Source organism: Aliiroseovarius sediminis (assembly GCF_022678485.1).
In the GTDB taxonomy this organism is placed as follows: Bacteria; Pseudomonadota; Alphaproteobacteria; order Rhodobacterales; family Rhodobacteraceae; genus Aliiroseovarius; species Aliiroseovarius sediminis.
This window is the reverse complement of the sequence record NZ_JALBYP010000019.1, coordinates 1-17,929: the sequence shown is the minus strand read 5'-3', so window position 1 is coordinate 17,929 and position 17,929 is coordinate 1. Positions and strand designations below refer to the sequence as shown.

Here is a 17,929-nt window from a genome sequence, read left to right as displayed (position 1 = left end):
GCGGGGTAGAGTTAGGCCAACCAACGCTTGCGGCGGCGATAGGAACGCACGTCGCGGAAACTTTTGCGGCCCTCGTCCGACATACCGAGATAGAATTCTTTAACGTCCGGGTTTTCGCGCAACTCGGCGGCTGGCCCGTCCATCACAACGCGACCGTTTTCCAGGATGTATCCGTAATGCGCATAGCGCAGCGCCACGTTGGTATTTTGTTCAGCCAGCAGGAAGGTCACACCCTCTTGTTCGTTCACCTTCTTCACAATCTCAAAGATTTGTTCAACCAACTGCGGGGCAAGTCCCATGGAAGGTTCGTCCAGCAAAATCATCTCGGGCCGGGACATCAGCGCGCGACCCATCGCGACCATCTGCTGCTCACCGCCCGAGGTATAACCGGCCTGGCTTTTGCGCCGCTCTTTCAGGCGCGGGAAGTAGTCGTACACCATTTCAAGATCCGCGTTGATCGCAGCCTTGCCATCGGTGCGAGTATAGGCCCCGGTCAGAAGGTTTTCTTCGACCGTCAGGTGTTCAAAGCAATGACGCCCTTCCATCACCTGAATAACGCCGCGTTTGACCAGCGCAGAGGGGTTCAGCTCGGCGATTCTTTCGTTCTTGTGCAGGATTGTGCCTTTCGTAACCTCGCCGCGTTCAGATTGCAGCAGGTTCGAAATTGCCTTCAGCGTGGTCGTCTTGCCCGCACCGTTACCACCCAGAATGGCGGTGATACTGCCCGTTGGCACGTTCAGGCTCACGCCCTTCAACACAAGGATGACGTGATTATAGATCACCTCGATATTGTTGACCTCCAGCAGATTTTCACCTGCATTTCTGGCGGTCTTTTCGGCAGTCCGTGCGGCGTCCAGCATATCGGTCGTCCTGTTCAGGTTCGTTGTCTGGGGATCGCCCGGGCCAACAGGCCCGGACGACGTTTTTTCACGCGGCTTAGTTGCAGCGCTCTTCGATTTTGTTTTCAGCGGCATAAGCAGCCGAGTCTTCTTCGATCAGCGGTTGGATGATTTCCATATCCGAAGGACCGTAGTCTGTGATCAAAGACCATGTGCCAGCCGCAGCATCCCATTGCTGGATCGCGCCGGTACCAGGGCCACCGTGGTTTTCGCAGCTCACTTTGAAAGCTGGGCCGAAACCGGGCATTCCAAGTTCGGCCATCCGCTCTTCAGTGATTTCAAGCGCTTCCATGCCATCACGCATCATCGACGATGTGATGTCTGCCGTGTCATGAATTTCCTGCGCAGTACGAGCGGATTCAGCCAGCAACATCGCCGCATATACGCCACGGTTATAGATGGCCTTACCGATGTGATCGCCATTACCAGCTGCCTTGCCCGCATCCACGACATATTTCTGGATATCGTCAAAGACCGGGTAATCCGAGCCAACCCCGTGGAACGACACAGCTTTATAACCGTTCGCGGCGTCGCCTGCGGGTGTCACATCATGGTCACCACCCGACCACCAGATACCAATCATGTTTTCCATCGGGAAACGGATATTGGCAGCTTCTTGAACGGCCACCTGGTTCATCACACCCCAGCCATACATGATCACGAAGTCAGGACGCTCGCGGCGGATTTGTAACCACTGGGCCTTTTGCTCTTGACCTGGGTGATCTACCGGCACGGTCAAAAACTCGAACCCATGCTTTTCGGACAAATCTTCCAACGTGCGAATCGGCTCTTTGCCATACGCCGAGTTATGGTAAAGCAGCACAATCTTCTTATCCGCCAGATCACCCCCGCTGACGTCTTTCAGGTGGTTCACTGCCAGTGACGCACCATGCCAATAGTTGGCCGGGAAGTTGAACACGTGGCTGAACACCTTGCCGTTGGCTGCCGATGTCCGGCCATAGCCCGGCGTATACAACGGGATGTCATCTGCGGTCACTTTCGGGATCAGCTGATAGGTGATGCCGGTGGACAGCGGATTATAGGCCAGTGCGCCGAGACCCTTCGTTGCCTCGTAGCATTCAACGCCTTTTTCGGTGTTGTATGCGGTTTCGCATTCCGGCACCGATGCCATGACACCGCCGATGCCACCATCACGTTCGTTCACCAGTGTGAAATAGTCGGCAAAGCCATCTGCATAGGGGCCTCCGCCTGCGGCGTAGGGGCCGGTCCGATAGCTAAGCGACGGGAACACCAGATCCGCAAGGACCGGAGTTGCCACCATAAGGGCCGTGACACTGGCCGCTGCAAGTTTCGTATATTTCATTTGCTTCCTCCCTAGACTAGCAAATTTTTGTGCCCGTTTTTTGGGTCACGTTGCTTTGCCCCCGTGAACCTTCTCCTCATTGGTTCACCGGGGCGGTTGAATGCGCGGGCCCTAGTGCGGGAAGGGCCAAAGTCGCAGTTTTTCTTTGGTCAGGCGCCACAGTTGCGCCAGGCCATGCGGCTCGACGATCAGGAACAAGACGATAAGGCCGCCAACGATCATGAACTCGAAATGAGCCGCCAAATCGGTCGGCCAGCCAAGACCGCCCACCAGCACGTTCTTCAAAAACACCGGCATCAACACCATGAATGCCGCACCGGCAAAGCTTCCGAAAATCGAACCAAGGCCACCGATGATAACCATGAAAAGGATCAGGAACGACTTGTTGATGCCGAATGCCTCGCTTGCTTCAGCTGCCCCAAGGTAAACCGAGAAGAACAGCGCGCCGGCAATGCCCACGAAGAATGACGACACCGCAAACGCCGACATCTTGGCCATCAACGGGTTCACCCCGATGATCTCGGCCGCGATGTCCATGTCACGAATGCCCATCCATTTGCGCCCCATCATGCCGCGCGTCAGGTTGCGGGCCACCCATGCAAGCGCCACCACGAACACAAGACAGATCATGTATTTCGCCCAAGCTTCGGTGTTGGGGCCGGTCACCATGACGCCGAAGACAGACCGTTCAGGCGCGGTAATCTGACCCGAGGCCGAATAGTTATAAAACCACGGCACCTTGTTGAACAGCCAGACCAGAAAGAACTGGGCGGCAAGCGTGGCGACCGCCAGATAGAAGCCCTTGATGCGCAAGGATGGCAGACCAAACGCTACACCCACGACGGCGGTGATCCCGCCGGCCAAAAGGATGTGAATAACGATGCTGACCTCTGGAAAGCCCGTCATCAGCTTGTAGCAGGCATAGGCGCCCACAGCCATGAACCCCCCGGTGCCCAACGATACCTGTCCGGCATACCCGGTCAGGATGTTCAGACCCAGCGCCGCAATCGCATAGATCAGGAACGGCACAAACACGGCGTTGACCCAATAGTCGTTAATGAAGAACGGGACCACCAGAAAGGCGACGAACATCAGGATATAGTAGCCCATCCGATCCAGCCGGATCGGGAAGGTCTGGTTGTCGTCACGATAGGACGTTTTGAAGTCACCTGCTTCGCGGTAAAACATGGATCAGACCCTCTCGATGATTTTTTCGCCAAACAGGCCTTGGGGCCTGAAGATCAGGAAAATAAGTGCCAGCACATAGGCAAACCAGTTCTGTGTCGCCCCGCCGATCATTGGACCGATGGCAAATTCGAACAATTGCTCGCCCACGCCGATAATCAGGCCGCCAATGATGGCGCCGGGGATCGACGTAAACCCGCCCAGCATCAGAACCGGCAGCGCCTTTAGCGCGATCAGTGACAGGCTGAACTGCACGCCGGACTTGGCACCCCACATGATGCCCGCGACCAAGGCAACAAAACCGGCAATCGACCACACCAGCACCCAAATGAAGCGCAGCGAGATGCCAACCGACAACGCCGCCGAGTGATCGTCGGCCACAGCCCGCAACGCACGGCCCTGCTTGGTATATTGCGAGAAAATTACAAGGCAGGTCACAAGAACCGCAGCCACAATCGTCGCAACAATATCAAGGTTGTCGATAAAGAACCCATAGCCAAGCCAGTTATACGTGGCTTCGTCGATGGCCATGTTCATGCCCTGCGGTAGCCCCACATCAAGTTTCTTGATGTCCGACCCCCACATGATATCGCCGAAGCCTTCCATGAAATAGGCCAGACCGATGGTCGCCATGAACAGGATGATGTCCGGCTGTCCGATCAAGTGTTGAAGGATATATTTCTCGACAAGATAGGCAAACAGCACCATCACAGCTGCAGCCAACACAATCGCAATCAGTGATGGAACTTGCCACGGAAAGTGGTGAACCTCGGTCCCGAAGATCGCATTGATCAAATGGGCAAAAGGCACCTGCCCTTGCTGAATGCCGACCAGCGTGAGCGCTGCAAACAGCGCCATCACACCTTGTGCATAGTTGAAGATGCCAGAGGCCTTGAAGATCAAGACAAACCCCAGCGCGACCAGCGCGTATAGCACCCCGGCCATCAGGCCGTTCAGGGTGACTTCCATCGCAAAGAGTAGCTGTTCAGGCATAAGTCCCCCCTTAATCGTGTGCCACGCCAAGATAGGCGTCGATCACATCCTGGTTGTTGCGCACCTCGTCCGGTGTGCCGTCCCCGATTTTCTTGCCGTAATCCATCACGACCACCCGGTCTGACAGATCCATCACCACGCCCATATCGTGTTCGATCAGCGCAATGGTGGTGCCAAATTCATCGTTCATATCGAGGATGAAACGCGACATGTCCTCTTTTTCCTCGACGTTCATGCCCGCCATTGGTTCATCCAGCAAAAGAAGCGAGGGTTGAGCGGCCAACGCACGCGCCAGTTCGACCCGCTTTTTCAAACCATAGGGCAGACGGCCCACCGGCGTTTTTCGGATGTGCTGGATTTCCAGAAAGTCGATGACCTTCTCACAAATCTCGCGGTTCGCTATCTCTTCACGTTCGGCTTTGCCCTTCCAGATCGCCTGCTGGAAGATATTGGCCTTCATATGGTTCAGGCGGCCGGTCATGATGTTGTCCAGCACACTCATGCCATCAAACAAAGCGATGTTCTGGAACGTCCGCGCCAAACCTTGGCGCGCGACCTGATAGGGCCGCATCGGCGGGCGTTTCGACCCACGGAACCAGACCTCGCCTTCCTGCGGCTTATAGAACCCGGAAATCACGTTCAACATCGAGGATTTGCCAGCCCCGTTCGGGCCGATAATCGCGCGGATTTCGCCTTCGCGAATGTCAAAGCTGATGTCCTTGATCGCCACCACACCGCCAAAGCGCAGGGTGATGTTTTTCAAGTCCATCACAACGCCGCCAATTGTGCGCCCGTCTGCCGTGACATAGCTGTCGGCGCTCATGTCGGTTGTCATCGTCATTCTGCCGCCATCCCCTGTTCATTGCCCACCACAGCCGCATCACGGATATCGAGGGTCGCTTTGATCGAGCCTTTGCGGCCATCCTCATAGGTGACTTCGGTCTCGATGAATTGTTCGGATTTCCCGCTGTAAAGCGCTTCAATCAGCGGTGCGTATCGTTCTTCGACGATCTTGCGGCGCACCTTCCGTGTCCGGGTCATCTCGCCGTCATCCGCATCCAGTTCCTTGTGCAAAACAAGGAAGCGATGGACCTGACAGCCCGACAACATCTCGTCTTCCGCGACGGATTTGTTGACGGCTTCGACATGCTCCTGAATGGACGCAAGCACCTGCGGATGGCCGGCAAGTTCCTGATAAGACGCATAGGCCACGTTGTTGCGTTCGGCCCAGTTCCCGACGGCTGTCAGGTCGATGTTGATAAATGCCGTGCACATGTCGCGGTCATTGCCGAACACCACGGCTTCAAGAATATCGGGATAAAACTTCAGTTTGTTCTCGACATATTTCGGCGCGAACAGGCGGCCATCGGCCATCTTTCCTACATCCTTGGCGCGGTCAATGATCCGCAAATGCCCATTCTCTTTGTCAAAGAAACCGGCATCGCCCGTGGCCACCCACCCTTCCGGGTCTTTGGTGTCGGCGGTACTTTCCGGGTTGTTGTAGTATTCAACAAAAGTGCCGGGGCTACGATAGAAGATTTCGCCGTTCTCCTCCAGACGGATCTCCACGCCGGGCGCAGGCACACCCACGGTATCGTTGCGCACTTCGCCATCGGGCTGAAGGGTGATGAACACCGTCGCTTCGGTCTGACCGTAAAGCTGTTTCAGGTTGATCCCCATCGAGCGGTAGAACTCGAAAATTTCCGGCCCGATCGCTTCACCAGCGGTGTAGCCCACACGAATACGGCCAAAACCAAGCGTGTCTTTCAATGGACCATAGACCAGCACATCGCCGCAGCGGTATTTGAAATACTCGTGCGCCTTGCCGCTATACAGCTTCAAACCAAGCGGATCACGGGCCTTGAAATGTTCGCGCGCCTTCTTGCCGTGGCGCAGTTTCGCAAAACCCAAACGGATCGTGTTCTCAATGATCGTTTCGGCGGCAAAGCCGATGCCCATCGCATAGCGGAAACCGTGGCGGATCTTCTGTTCAAAGGTCCGTTTTTGCGTGGTGATCTTGCGGCGCGGCATTCCGAATTTCTCGCCTGCGCCGTGTTTGGCGAATTCCATAAAGTGATGGAACAGGGCGTATTTCAAGTCGCCGCTATCCTCCATCCGGATCATCACGTTGGTCAGTTGCGTTTCAAATACGCGCGGTGGGGCGAAGTAGTAGGTCGGCCCGATCTCGCGCAGATCCGTCATCATGGTTTCTGGGCTTTCGGGACAGTTCACACAGAACCCGCACCACATCGCCTGGCCGACCGAGAAAATGAAGTCACCCACCCATGCCATGGGCAGATAGGCTAGAATGTCCTCGTTCACGCCTAGATTATCAAACTCTGCGGTGTTCTTGGAACTTTCAACGATGTTGCGGTTCGACAGAACCACACCCTTGGGCCGCCCCGTCGTGCCGGAAGTGTAAAGCATCACGCAGGTGCTGTCATAGTGCAGCTCGGCCTCGCGCGCAGCAAGTTCACCTTCCAACCGCGAACGCGCCGCGGCGCCTTCGTCCTGAATTTCTTTGTACCAATGCAAGTGGCTGTGGTCATATTTCCGCAAGCCGCGCTTGTCATAGTAAATCACATGCTCGATGTGTTTTACTTTTTCCTGCACTTCGATGACCTTGTCGACCTGTTCCTGATCGCCGCAGATCACGAACCGCGCGCCGCAATGGTCCAGCACGAACTCCATCTCTTCGACGACGGCATCCTGATACAGGGGCACCGGCACGGCGCCGACCTTCTGTGCAGCGACCATTGCCCAGTAATGGGCCGGACGGTTGCGCCCGATAATCGCGACGTAATCGCCCCGATCAATGCCAAGCGCCAACATACCCAGCGCGAGGTTCTCAATTTCCTTCGCGGCCTCGGCCCATGTCCAGCTTTGCCAGATGCCAAATTCTTTTTCACGATAGGCGGGGCGATCCCCATATTCCTTCACGTTCCGCGCGAGCAGCGCGGGAACGGAAGCAAATTCGCCTTGAGCGACTAGTTCCTGTGACAAATTTTCCTCCCACCGTCGGTACGGGCGACGTTCCCGATCGCAAAGCGAATCCTGCTCGACAACCCTGACCGAAAAAACATCGTCGTCAAAGCTTTCGTCACTTTTTCGCAATTCCTACGAATTGTTACATTCGCGCGCCATCCTACGAAGCCCTCTCAAAAACCTTTCCATGCAACCCATCAAATGCTAGCGAAAGACACACACAGGAGGCGCATTTGGGACAGAACATCACTGAAACATCGGCTCTGACTCAAGCTGGCCTGAACCTTATTCAACAGGCGCTTTCGATCTATGACAGGAAGCTTCGGCTGGCCGTTGGCAACCGCCAGTTTCAAAACATGTTCGACCTGCCCGACCATCTTGTGACCCCCGGCGCCGAGTTTTCCGACACAGTCCGATTTCTGGCCGAGCGCGGCGATTATGGCGCCGTTGGCGATATCGAAGCCTTTGTGAAGTCGCGCGTAGATCAGGCTTTGGCGTTTGAGCCGCATTATATGGAGCGCACGCGGGCCAACGGCCACGTGATCTCGGTCGAAGGGCATCCGCTATCGCAAAGCGGCTGGGTGACGGTCTATACAGACATTACGCCCATCAAGCGACAAGAGGCCCTGTTGCGCGCCCGTTCCGAAGAGCTGTCTGATCAGGTGCTCAGCTATACCGAAGAATTGGCGCAGACCAACCGCGCGCTGGCATCGGCAAACGCCGCACTTGAAGAAACCAAGCGCGAACTGACCGAGATGGAAAGCCGCACCCGTCTGACCACAGAAATGATGCCCGCCCATATCGCACGCATCGACCGCGACCGGCATTATACCTTCTCGAACCGCCGTCTTGGGCTGGTGATGCCGGGGCGACCCAGCGACCTGATCGGCCTGCACGCAAGCGAGGCGCTGGGCGATGAATTCTACGGCCGAATCGCGCCCTATTTTGCCCGTGCCTTTGACGGGCAATCCAGCGTGTTCGAACTGGTCGACGACACGTCCGGTCGCCGCATCCGCGTGGCCCTGACGCCCGATCAGGACGGCGACGACATTTCCGGCGTTTATATCTTGTCGATGGACATCACGCAGGAAGCACAGGCCCGTGCCGCGCTGGTCCAGACCCGCAAACGCGAACTGGCTGCGCAGCTTACATCGGGCGTGGCGCATGACTTTTCAAACCTTTTGACCATCATTCTTGGCCTGCAAAGCCAGCTTGCACGGATGCCGCTGGGCGAGGAAGCGCAAAAGATGGTCACGGCCACCACCGCTGCGGTGCGCAGGGGCGGGACGTTGCTGGATCGCATCGCCTCAATCTCGGGCCGGCGCGAGCTCCATGTTGAACCGACCAACGTGACGGACATGCTGAAAGGTCTGGAAACACTGGCGCGGCCTACCCTGCCCGACGACATAGAGCTGACGATCAGCACCACCGATTTGGACGACCCCATCATTCTGGATGCAGGCGCCGTCCAAGACGGCATGCTGAACCTGATCCTAAACGCGACGCACGCCATCGGGAACAATCCGGGGGCGATCCACCTGACAGCGCGCCCGATCCGTGAAACATGGGTGGAGTTCCGCGTCACCGACACCGGCCCCGGCTTCGCCCCAACGGCGCTTGAACACGCTTTCGACCCGTTTTTCACTACCAAGGGCGGCGAAGGGTCAGGCCTGGGCCTGTCCATGGTCTATGACCAGACCAAGGTTGCGGGCGGCCAGTTGAAACTGTCCAACTCGTCCGAAACGGGCGGTGCTGTGGTGTCCGTGCGCCTGCCCCTGCGCAAACCACTTCGCCCGATCGCGCCCCGGCTTGTTTTGCTGATCGAAGATAATGACGACATTCGCATCTCAGTCCGTGAAATGCTGACCAATATGGGCCATCAGGTGATCGAAGCAACATCCGCAGAAGACGCTGGCGCCCTTGTCGATCTTGACGGGCTGGGCTTGATCCTGAGCGACGTGATACTGGACGGCCCAATGACCGGACCAGAATTTTTGAAGGGGTTGCGCAAGGCTGGCTTTGATGTCCCTATGCTTGTCATGACATCCCTGCCTGCCGATGATCCCCGCCGCGCCAAGGCGGGCTTCCCGGTTCTGCCCAAACCTTTCACTCACGGCGAACTTGCCACATTCCTGTCCGATGAGGTCCGTACATGACCCAGCCCATGGTTGCCATCCTCGACGACGAACCTGCCGTCCGCAGATTGCTGTCCGACGCGCTTGAGGATGCTGGCTTTCGCACCGCAAGCTTCGCCCGCGCCACGGAATTTGAAGCCGCCTTGAACACCATGTCGCCCGATGTCTGCCTTGTCGATCTGGGCCTGCCCGACCGCGACGGGCTGACGCTGGTGCACCGACTGGCGTTGGAAAGCGGCGCGTCGATCATTATCATTTCAGGGCGTGCACAGGTGCAGGATCGCGTGACCGGGCTGGAATTGGGCGCCGACGATTATATCACCAAACCTTTTGAACCCGCCGAAGTCGTCGCCCGCGTCCGTGCCCGCCTGCGCGGCCCGAAGACCGGGCCGAAAACATCGCATACGGCGACCTTCAACGGCTGGACTGCACATTTCGACCGCTACATGCTGGAAGACGAAACCGGCGAAGAAACCGCTTTTTCCCACGCCGAAGGCGAAGTGCTGCGCCTGTTCCTTGACGCCCCCAAACGCCTGATTTCCCGTGCGCAAATGCAGGAAACCCTTGGCGGCGTCGCTGGCGAAAGCTTCGACCGCGCCATGGACGTCCGCATCTCGCGCCTGCGCACCAAGCTGAAGGAAGACCCCAAAAACCCACGCCTGATCAAGACGATCTATGGGGCTGGGTATATTTTTCTGGGGGATGTGAAGTGGGGGTGAGGGGGTGTCGGGACTGCGGACTAACCTGCCGTCAGCCGCAGTGCAGAAACATGACAGAAACCTCCGAAATTCTTGTATCAACAATACAGTGTGTTGAAACTGCTCGGCGACGCCGGGATGTCGGAGTATCGAATGTCGAAATTGAATAATGTAGTGCCACAGAACCTTACACGCTTATGGACTTCTGAAGACGAGATGATGACATGGGCTACTGAAGTAGTGGCATCTGAAGAGTATCTTCAAGACCATCTCGAATTGATTGAAGCATACATGGATTGCGTTGAAATGGTTCGAAGGTCTGGGCCTTCTGGCAACCGCCACATTGCATTGGTGGGTTTGTTCCTGCGCGCTTTTGATGCTTCTTCCTACTGTGTGCGTAGTGCAATGTCGGGCAATTACACGGGAAGCGCCATGTATGCCCGTGACATTCTCGAAACCCAATTCCTGCTCAGTTATCTGTTGGATGAGCCCGGGCGTCCCGAGACATGGTTGTCATCAGATCCCGAAACCATAAGAAAAAAATATCGCCCTATCGACATCCGAACATATTTGGATGAACGTGATGGTTTCATTGAGAGAAAGCGGATGCAAAACTATCATGCGCTTTCGACACTGGGAGCGCATCCATCTCCCGGTGGACTGGAACTGAAACGAGATGGCGGCAAAGCAATCCACAGTGGGCCATTCAAGCAACGCGATACTTTAGAGCAGTGCATACAAGAAGCCGCGAGAGTTATCCTTCCGCTTGGCGCGATGTTGCACGATTATGCTATTGCTGAAATCGAAAACGGCCCAAGAATATCCAGCCGCCTCGCGCTCATTTTGCAACGCACTCGGGTGAAATATTTCGGAGGCTAAAGCGAAATTTTCGTCGTCAATAAGGGCTCATTGCAGACCTATCTCGATGCCCCGCACCTACTCCGCCGCCACCTGCGTCACTTTCTCAACCTTCACTGCCGCGAACTTCATCTCGGCAATTTTGCCGTATGGATCCAGCGCGGGGTTGGTCAGGGTGTTAGCGGCCGCTTCGACATAGGCAAACGGCAGGAAGACCATGTTTTCTGCCACACCGTAATCCGCTCGCGCCATCACCTCGATAGTGCCGCGTCGCGTGGTCAGGCGGACCATGTCGCCCGGCTCGACCCCCATTTCGCGCAGGGTTTTGGGGTTCATAGAGCAGTTGGCCTCTGGCTCGATCGCGTCCAGAACCGTGGCGCGGCGGGTCATTGATCCGGTGTGCCAATGCTCCAGCTGCCGGCCGGTGGTCAGCACCATCGGATAGTCAGCATCGGGCAATTCGGCAGGCGGCAGGATCGCGGCGGGGGTGAAGCGGGCGCGCTTGCCTTCGCGGGGAAAGCCGTCGCCGAACACCACCGCCTGCCCCGGATCTTCCGGCGAAAGCGAGGGATAGGTGACAGCATTCTGCGCCTCAAGCCGGTCCCAAGTGATATGGTCGAGCGATGGCATCACGCGACCCATTTCGGCGAATACGTCACTGGGGTGGGTATAGGTCCAGTTCAGACCCAAACGTTTGGCAAGCTCTATCGTGATCCACCAATCCTCTTGCGCGTCACCGGGGGGCGGGACGGCGGGGCGACCCATCTGAACCTGACGGTTGGTGTTGGAGACGGTGCCGGTTTTCTCGGCAAAGGCGGCGGCGGGCAGGACCACGTCGGCATAGCTGGCGGTTTCGGTCAGGAAAATATCCTGGCTGACCAAAAACTCCATCCGTTCCAGCGCCTCGCGCACATGGGTGATGTCGGGATCAGACATGGCCGGGTTTTCGCCCAGAATATACATGCCTTTGATCTTGCGATCATGGACTGCATCCATAATCTCAACCACCGTCAGACCGGGCTGATCAGACAGATTGTCCACGCCCCATTCGGCGCTGAATTCGGCCAGCACTGCGGGGTCTTTCACCGACTTGTAATCCGGCAGGAACATCGGGATCATGCCCGCATCAGACGCGCCCTGCACGTTGTTTTGCCCCCGCAGCGGGTGCAATCCGGTGCCCGGACGCCCCACATTACCAGTCATCAGCGCAAGCGAGATCAGGCAACGCGAATTATCAGTGCCATGCACGTGCTGGCTGACGCCCATGCCCCAGAAAATCATCCCGGCCTTACCAGCCGCAAAGGTGCGGGCGACAGCGCGCAGTTCTTCCGCAGGGATGCCGCAAATCTCGGCCATATCCTCGGGCGTGAAGGCGCGCAGATGCTCGCGCATCGCCTCCCAATTCTCGGTGCGCTTGGCGATATAAGCGTCGTCGGTCAGCCCTTCTTCGGCGATCACATGCATGATCGCGTTCAACATCGACACGTCACCGCCCGGCTTGAACTGTAACATATGCGTCGCAAACCGGCTGAGCGAGGTGCCCCGCGGGTCCATCACAATCAGCTTGCCACCACGCTTGGTGAACTGCTTGAAATAGGTCGCCGCAACCGGGTGGTTTTCTACGGGGTTTGAGCCGATGACGATGGCGACATCGGCATTTTCGATTTCGTTGAACGTGGCCGTCACGGCCCCCGAGCCGACGTTTTCCAACAACGCAGAAACAGAGGACGCGTGGCACAACCGTGTGCAGTGGTCCACGTTGTTATGACCAAAGCCCGCGCGGATCAGCTTCTGGAACAGATACGCCTCTTCATTGGTGCATTTGGCCGAACCGAACCCGGACACTGCGTCGCCACCATAAGTGTCGCGCAGCTGTGCAAGCCCCTTGGCTGCGAAATCCAACGCCTCGTCCCAAGTCGCTTCGCGGAAATGGGTCAAGGGGTTGGCGGGATCGACGTTCAAGCCCTTCGGCGCGCCTTCCTTGCGGATCAGGGGTTTGGTAAGCCGGTGATCGTGATTGATATAGTCGAACCCGAACCGGCCTTTCACACACAGGCGGCCTTCGTTCGCGGGGCCGTTGATGCCTTCGACATAGACCACTTTGTCATCCTTCACGCGCAAGCTGACTTGGCAACCGACTCCGCAGAAGGAGCAAATGCTTTCAACCTCGCGGTCAAAATCTGCGGTATCTGTGACCTTGGCGGGCATCAGCGCGCCCGTCGGGCAGGCTTGCACGCATTCGCCACAGGCCACGCAGGTTGACGCCCCCATCGGGTCGGAAATGTCAAACACCGGATAAGCATCGTGTCCCCGTCCGGCCATACCGATCACGTCGTTCACCTGCACTTCGCGGCAAGCACGAACGCACAAGTTACACTGAATACAGGCATCCAGATTGACGGTCATCGCCACATGGCTGTCATCCAAAAGAGGTATGCGCCCGGCTTCCAACTTGGGAAATCGGCTAGTAACCACGCCAGTCAGGTCGGCCATGTCCAACAGGTGCGACGAGGCATCGTGCGGCTGCTCCGGTTGGTCGGCCATCAGAAGCTCGACCACCATCTTGCGGGCTTGGCGCGCGCGCGCGTTGTCGGTGGTAACGACCATACCCTCAGCTGGCGTACGAATGCACGATGCCGCCAACACGCGTTCGCCCTCGATCTCGACCACACAGGCGCGGCAGTTGCCATCGGCGCGCAGGTCCGGCACATCCTTGTGACACAGATGCGGGATCAGGGTGCCCTCGCGCTTGGCCACGTCCCAAATGCTTTCGCCGTTATGGGCTGTAACCTCTTGCCCATCCAGGGTGAACTTGATGCCGTCGCTCATCGGAACCTCCGTCTAATCCCAAACAGTATAAACCATGCGACGGGCGGCGTCAGGCCTTCAAACCCGACACCCCGCACCGTTTTTGCGCCAGACCCCCTTTTCGAACCGCACCCAACTGTCTAGCAATAGGCGGAAAGGAATCCCCATGACCACGATTACGCTGATCCGGCACGGACAAGCCAACAACACGGCAACGGACGAGGCAGGCTATGACCGGCTGTCCGATCTGGGCCGCCAGCAATCGCGTTGGCTGGGTGAATACATGCGCGACACCGGGCAGCGCTATACGCGGATATATACGGGCACGCTGACGCGTCATCGCCAGACCGCACAAGAATGGGGAACCGAAGATTTCACCCAAGACGCGCGACTGGACGAGGTGCGTTACTTCGACCTGTCCGAACGGATGCACACACAGTTCGGCATCCCGCATCCACGCACGACTGAAGATTTCATTGACCACCTGCCGCTGACCTTCTCGGCGTGGCAAGAAGGCAAGATTAACAATGTGCCCGAGACCTTTCACGATTTCCAAACCCGCGTCAGCGACGTGATTCACGACATTGCCGAGCAAGGCGAAGATGCGATTATCTTTACCTCGGGTGGGCTGATTGGTATGGCCACGCGCGTTGTGATGGGTCTTGAGATTGGCGCATTCACCCGTACGATTCTGCCCATCATGAACAGCTCGGTCCACCGGATGCGCCTGACGCCTGCAGGGTTAAGCCTGATCCAGTTCAACGCAGTGCCGCATCTGGAACCCACCGACCGCCACCACGCGCAAACGCATTTCTAAGGAACCGCTACCATGACACATCTTTGGGTTCGTGCCGAACAACGCCTGAACGAAGACCGCGTGGGGCTGACGCCTGACGGTGCGAAAGCCCTGATTGATGCGGGTCTGCGGGTCACGGTCGAAGAAAGCAGCGTGCGCGCCATCAACATCGACGGCTACCGCGATGCAGGCTGCGAGATCGCGCCGGAAAACAGCTGGCCCGACGCGCCGAAAGCCGCAATCATCTTTGGCCTGAAAGAACTGCCCGAAGACAGCACCCCCTTGCACCACCGTCACATCATGTTCGGCCACGCGTTCAAGGGTCAGCACTCTGGCCGCGCGCTGCTTGAGCGGTTCAAGGCGGGAAACGGCACGCTCTATGACCTTGAATATCTGGTGGACGAGGACGGGCGGCGCGTCGCCGCCTTCGGATACTGGGCCGGGTTTGCGGGTGCGGCGGTGACGCTAAAAACATGGTCCGCGCAACAGAATGGCAAGCTGTGCGGACCGGTCGGGGCCTACAAGAATAAGGACGCCCTGCTGGACGAATTGCGCACCGAGCTTGACGCGACGAACACCCCACGACCCAATGCTATCGTCATCGGCGCGCTGGGCCGGGTCGGCACCGGCGCGTCGGATTTGATGGAGGCGATGGGCGTCACCGTCACCAAATGGGACATGGCAGAAACCGCCAGTGGTGGCCCTTTCCCCGAAATTCTGGACCACAACCTGTTTATCAACTGCATCTTCGCAGGCCCTCAAACCCCCGTGTTTGTGCCGCGCGACGCGCTGACGGCTGATCGCCAACTGGCCGCGATCGGAGATGTGGCTTGCGACCCGGACAGCGACTACAATCCCGTACCTGTCTATGATCGCGCAACGACTTGGGACGCCCCCGCCCTGCGTGTGGCGGACAATCCCGTGCTGGATGTGATGGCAATCGACAACCTACCGTCTATGCTGCCCTTGGAAAGTTCCATCGACTATGCTGGACAGCTTCTGCCGTCCCTTTTGACCCTGACCGATCTGGATACAGGCGTTTGGGGCCGGGCCGAGGAGACGTTCAAAACCCATATGAAGGACATCTGATTTGGAAACCCTGATCGGCAGCACCGCAGGCGTGATCAGCACCATCTGTTGGCTGCCACAAACCCTTCGGGCATGGCGCACACGTCACACGGCGGACTTGTCACTGCCCACGAACCTTATGGTCTTCGCGTCAATCGCGTTGTGGCTGATCTATGGCCTGATGCTCGACGCTTGGCCTATGGTCATTGCCAACGCAATTGCTTTGGTGATGGTCGGCTCGATCATTACCGCCAAACTGAAATTCGGCTGAAAGGAAGCTTCGTTATGACAATCCATTGGTGTGGCACTGGCCTGTCGGCCATCCCCGGCCTGCGTCGCCTGTTAGAGGCCGGTCGCAACGTCGTCGTCTGGAACAGAACCGTCGACAAAGCGCGCGACGCGGTCGGCGATCTGACCGATGACATTCGTGCCTTCGATCTGGACGCCGTGACGGCCGCCCTCGCCCCCGGTGACATCGCCGTGTCCATGCTGCCCGGCGATCTGCACGTCCCCCTGGCCGAAAGATGCCTGCAAAAAGGCGCGCATTTCGTGTCCTCCAGCTATATCTCGCCCGAGATGCGCGCGTTGGACGAAGACTTCCGCGACGCAGGGCTTGCCTGCGTGAATGAGATCGGATTGGACCCCGGCATCGACCACCTGATGGCCCATTGGCTGGTTGCCGATTATCGCGCGTCCAAGGCTTATGACCCGAACAACACTCTGAGTTTCACCAGCTATTGCGGTGGTGTGCCGAAAGTGGCGAACCCGTTTCGCTATAAATTCAGTTGGTCACCGCTTGGCGTCCTCAAAGCGCTCCGCTCACCCTCTCGCTCGATCAAAGACGGCAAACCGCTGGACGTGGCGCGGCCTTGGGACGCGATCAGCCGCTATGACGCGCCGCTGCCTGATGCTGAAAGCTTCGAGGTCTACCCCAACCGCGACTCGATCCCGTTCATGGAAGACTACAACTTCGACCCCGCATGGAACGTCGACACCTTCGTGCGCGGCACCCTGCGCCTGAACGGCTGGGCCGAAGCATGGAAAGACGTATTTGCCGAGGTGGAAACGCTGGAAGGCCCGTCCGGCGACGCCCGCCTGAAAGAGATGTCGGACCAGTTCTGGGACGAAAACTCTTATGATGAAGGCGAACCCGACCGCGTAATCATGTGCGTGGCGCTGAAGGCGGAAAAGGGCGGTGATACGGTCTATCACAAAACCTACACCATGGACGCGTGGGGCGATGACCGCGGCACCGCCATGGCAAGGCTCGTCTCAATCCCCGTGTCGCTGGCCATCGAGATGGTCCACGAAGGCAAAGCCCCCGCCGGCGTCTCCGCCGCCACCGCCGACCCCGAGATGATCGAGACATGGATGGCGCATGTCCGGGAACTGGCGCAGCATGTTGAGGTGGTGAAGCATGGGTGAGAAAGGGAAACGTCGGCAAAGCGGAACATAAGTGAACTTTCGCTGCGGCTGCGCCAATGTCTGAACTATGAAAACGGACTTTCTGTTTGAATTTGTAATATCCAGTAAACATCCGACACAGCGCCTATTGCGCAGAACCCGCGCGCAATAGGTTTTCGACGAATTTGTCTCGTTCGGCTTCGCAGCGTTTTTTGTTCTTTTCGTTCTTTCCGCTACCCTCCCAAACCCCATATTCGGCGATCAGAAAGACTGTATCATCTGGCAGAACAAGCTGCGTCGACCAATGGCTGTCACCGTCGGAATCTATGCGTTCTACTACTGTCGGTTGTCCAAGCGTGGACGGGTGAAAAACCTTGTGCTCGCTATGTGTTAAATAGCGCCAGGTAAATGTCACTTCACCGTCTGAACCGATCGATGCAAACGTGGAAGGCGTGCTAACTAAAACCTGCACTACGCCTAATGAAACCATGGCTGAAGCTAGCAAACCCAGCACAACTAAAACTGACGATGAGGCGAGATGTCTAGTTTGCCAAAACAGAAAGCCGCATAACAACAAGACGACGAAAGCAATCATCCAAACAAAAACTGGTGTCGTTGATTTTGAAATATACTTGTTCAACTGATCTCTTTTTCTAAACCGGTATCACGGGTTTGACATGCTGACCTGCTCCCCTTGGAGTCCGCGTTTATTGGTTAGCTCTGTTCAGGGTTTGGTCCTCTCTTGACCGTTGGTGATACTCCCACGGGGTTAGCCC

Annotated in this window: 15 protein-coding genes; 7 read left to right on the top strand and 8 right to left on the bottom strand. The window is 57.4% G+C overall.

Translation table 11 applies throughout. From position 1 onward, the window contains the following. Nucleotides 1-11: 11 nt before the first annotated feature. The 6 genes from MN186_RS02210 to MN186_RS02185 form a co-directional block, all read right to left on the bottom strand. A complete protein-coding gene (locus MN186_RS02210) occupies nt 12-860 on the bottom strand; it encodes an ABC transporter ATP-binding protein (RefSeq protein ID WP_242111238.1) in 849 nt (282 codons plus the stop codon). A 76-nt stretch (nt 861-936) separates the two neighbouring features. Continuing rightward, nucleotides 937-2,223, bottom strand: coding sequence for an ABC transporter substrate-binding protein (locus tag MN186_RS02205; protein ID WP_242111235.1), 1,287 nt, complete (start codon nt 2,221-2,223; stop codon nt 937-939). Between the two features lie 111 nt (nt 2,224-2,334). After that, nucleotides 2,335-3,411 carry a branched-chain amino acid ABC transporter permease gene (locus MN186_RS02200; protein WP_242111234.1) on the bottom strand — a complete coding sequence of 359 codons (1,077 nt, stop codon included), beginning with the start codon at nt 3,409-3,411 and terminating at the stop codon, nt 2,335-2,337. A gap of 3 nt (nt 3,412-3,414) precedes the next feature. Further along, nucleotides 3,415-4,401: a branched-chain amino acid ABC transporter permease gene (locus MN186_RS02195; protein WP_242111233.1), complete on the bottom strand. Its 987-nt coding sequence runs from the start codon at nt 4,399-4,401 to the stop codon at nt 3,415-3,417. 10 nt (nt 4,402-4,411) lie between these two features. Next, entirely contained in the window at nt 4,412-5,236 is an 825-nt protein-coding gene (locus MN186_RS02190; RefSeq protein WP_242111257.1) for an ABC transporter ATP-binding protein, read from the bottom strand. A gap of 2 nt (nt 5,237-5,238) precedes the next feature. Then, nucleotides 5,239-7,404 (bottom strand): AMP-binding protein, encoded by a 2,166-nt coding sequence (locus MN186_RS02185; protein WP_242111231.1) that lies wholly within the window; start codon nt 7,402-7,404, stop codon nt 5,239-5,241. Nucleotides 7,405-7,619: 215 nt separating this feature from the next. Between MN186_RS02185 and MN186_RS02180 the strand changes: the two genes are divergently transcribed. The 3 genes from MN186_RS02180 (at nt 7,620) to MN186_RS02170 (ending at nt 11,098) form a co-directional block, all read left to right on the top strand. Continuing rightward, nucleotides 7,620-9,542: a PAS-domain containing protein gene (locus MN186_RS02180; RefSeq protein ID WP_242111230.1), complete on the top strand. Its 1,923-nt coding sequence runs from the start codon at nt 7,620-7,622 to the stop codon at nt 9,540-9,542. Then, complete coding sequence (locus tag MN186_RS02175) at nt 9,539-10,240, top strand: response regulator transcription factor (RefSeq protein ID WP_242111229.1); 702 nt, start codon at nt 9,539-9,541, stop codon at nt 10,238-10,240. Before MN186_RS02180 ends, MN186_RS02175 begins: the two co-directional genes overlap by 4 nt. Before the next feature lie 90 nt (nt 10,241-10,330). Continuing rightward, nucleotides 10,331-11,098, top strand: a complete 768-nt coding sequence (locus MN186_RS02170) for a hypothetical protein (protein ID WP_242111227.1) — start codon at nt 10,331-10,333, stop codon at nt 11,096-11,098. 57 nt (nt 11,099-11,155) lie between these two features. Here the strand turns inward: MN186_RS02170 and fdhF are convergent, their stop codons facing one another. Beyond that, nucleotides 11,156-13,906 carry a formate dehydrogenase subunit alpha gene (gene fdhF, locus MN186_RS02165; protein WP_242111226.1) on the bottom strand — a complete coding sequence of 917 codons (2,751 nt, stop codon included), beginning with the start codon at nt 13,904-13,906 and terminating at the stop codon, nt 11,156-11,158. A 145-nt stretch (nt 13,907-14,051) separates the two neighbouring features. On the opposite strand from fdhF, the gene MN186_RS02160 reads away from it, so the two are divergent. The 4 genes from MN186_RS02160 to MN186_RS02145 are packed head-to-tail and all read left to right on the top strand — an operon-like array spanning nt 14,052 to nt 17,174. After that, complete coding sequence (locus MN186_RS02160; RefSeq protein ID WP_242111224.1) at nt 14,052-14,702, top strand: histidine phosphatase family protein; 651 nt, start codon at nt 14,052-14,054, stop codon at nt 14,700-14,702. 12 nt (nt 14,703-14,714) lie between these two features. Next, nucleotides 14,715-15,770, top strand: a complete 1,056-nt coding sequence (locus MN186_RS02155) for a saccharopine dehydrogenase (protein WP_242111223.1) — start codon at nt 14,715-14,717, stop codon at nt 15,768-15,770. Nucleotide 15,771: 1 nt separating this feature from the next. Next, a complete protein-coding gene (locus MN186_RS02150) occupies nt 15,772-16,020 on the top strand; it encodes a SemiSWEET family sugar transporter (RefSeq protein WP_242111222.1) in 249 nt (82 codons plus the stop codon). 14 nt (nt 16,021-16,034) lie between these two features. Beyond that, nucleotides 16,035-17,174: a saccharopine dehydrogenase family protein gene (locus tag MN186_RS02145; RefSeq protein WP_242111221.1), complete on the top strand. Its 1,140-nt coding sequence runs from the start codon at nt 16,035-16,037 to the stop codon at nt 17,172-17,174. 124 nt (nt 17,175-17,298) lie between these two features. Here MN186_RS02145 and MN186_RS02140 read toward each other — a convergent pair whose 3' ends face one another. Further along, a complete protein-coding gene (locus MN186_RS02140; RefSeq protein ID WP_242111219.1) occupies nt 17,299-17,793 on the bottom strand; it encodes a hypothetical protein in 495 nt (164 codons plus the stop codon). Nucleotides 17,794-17,929: the final 136 nt, after the last annotated feature.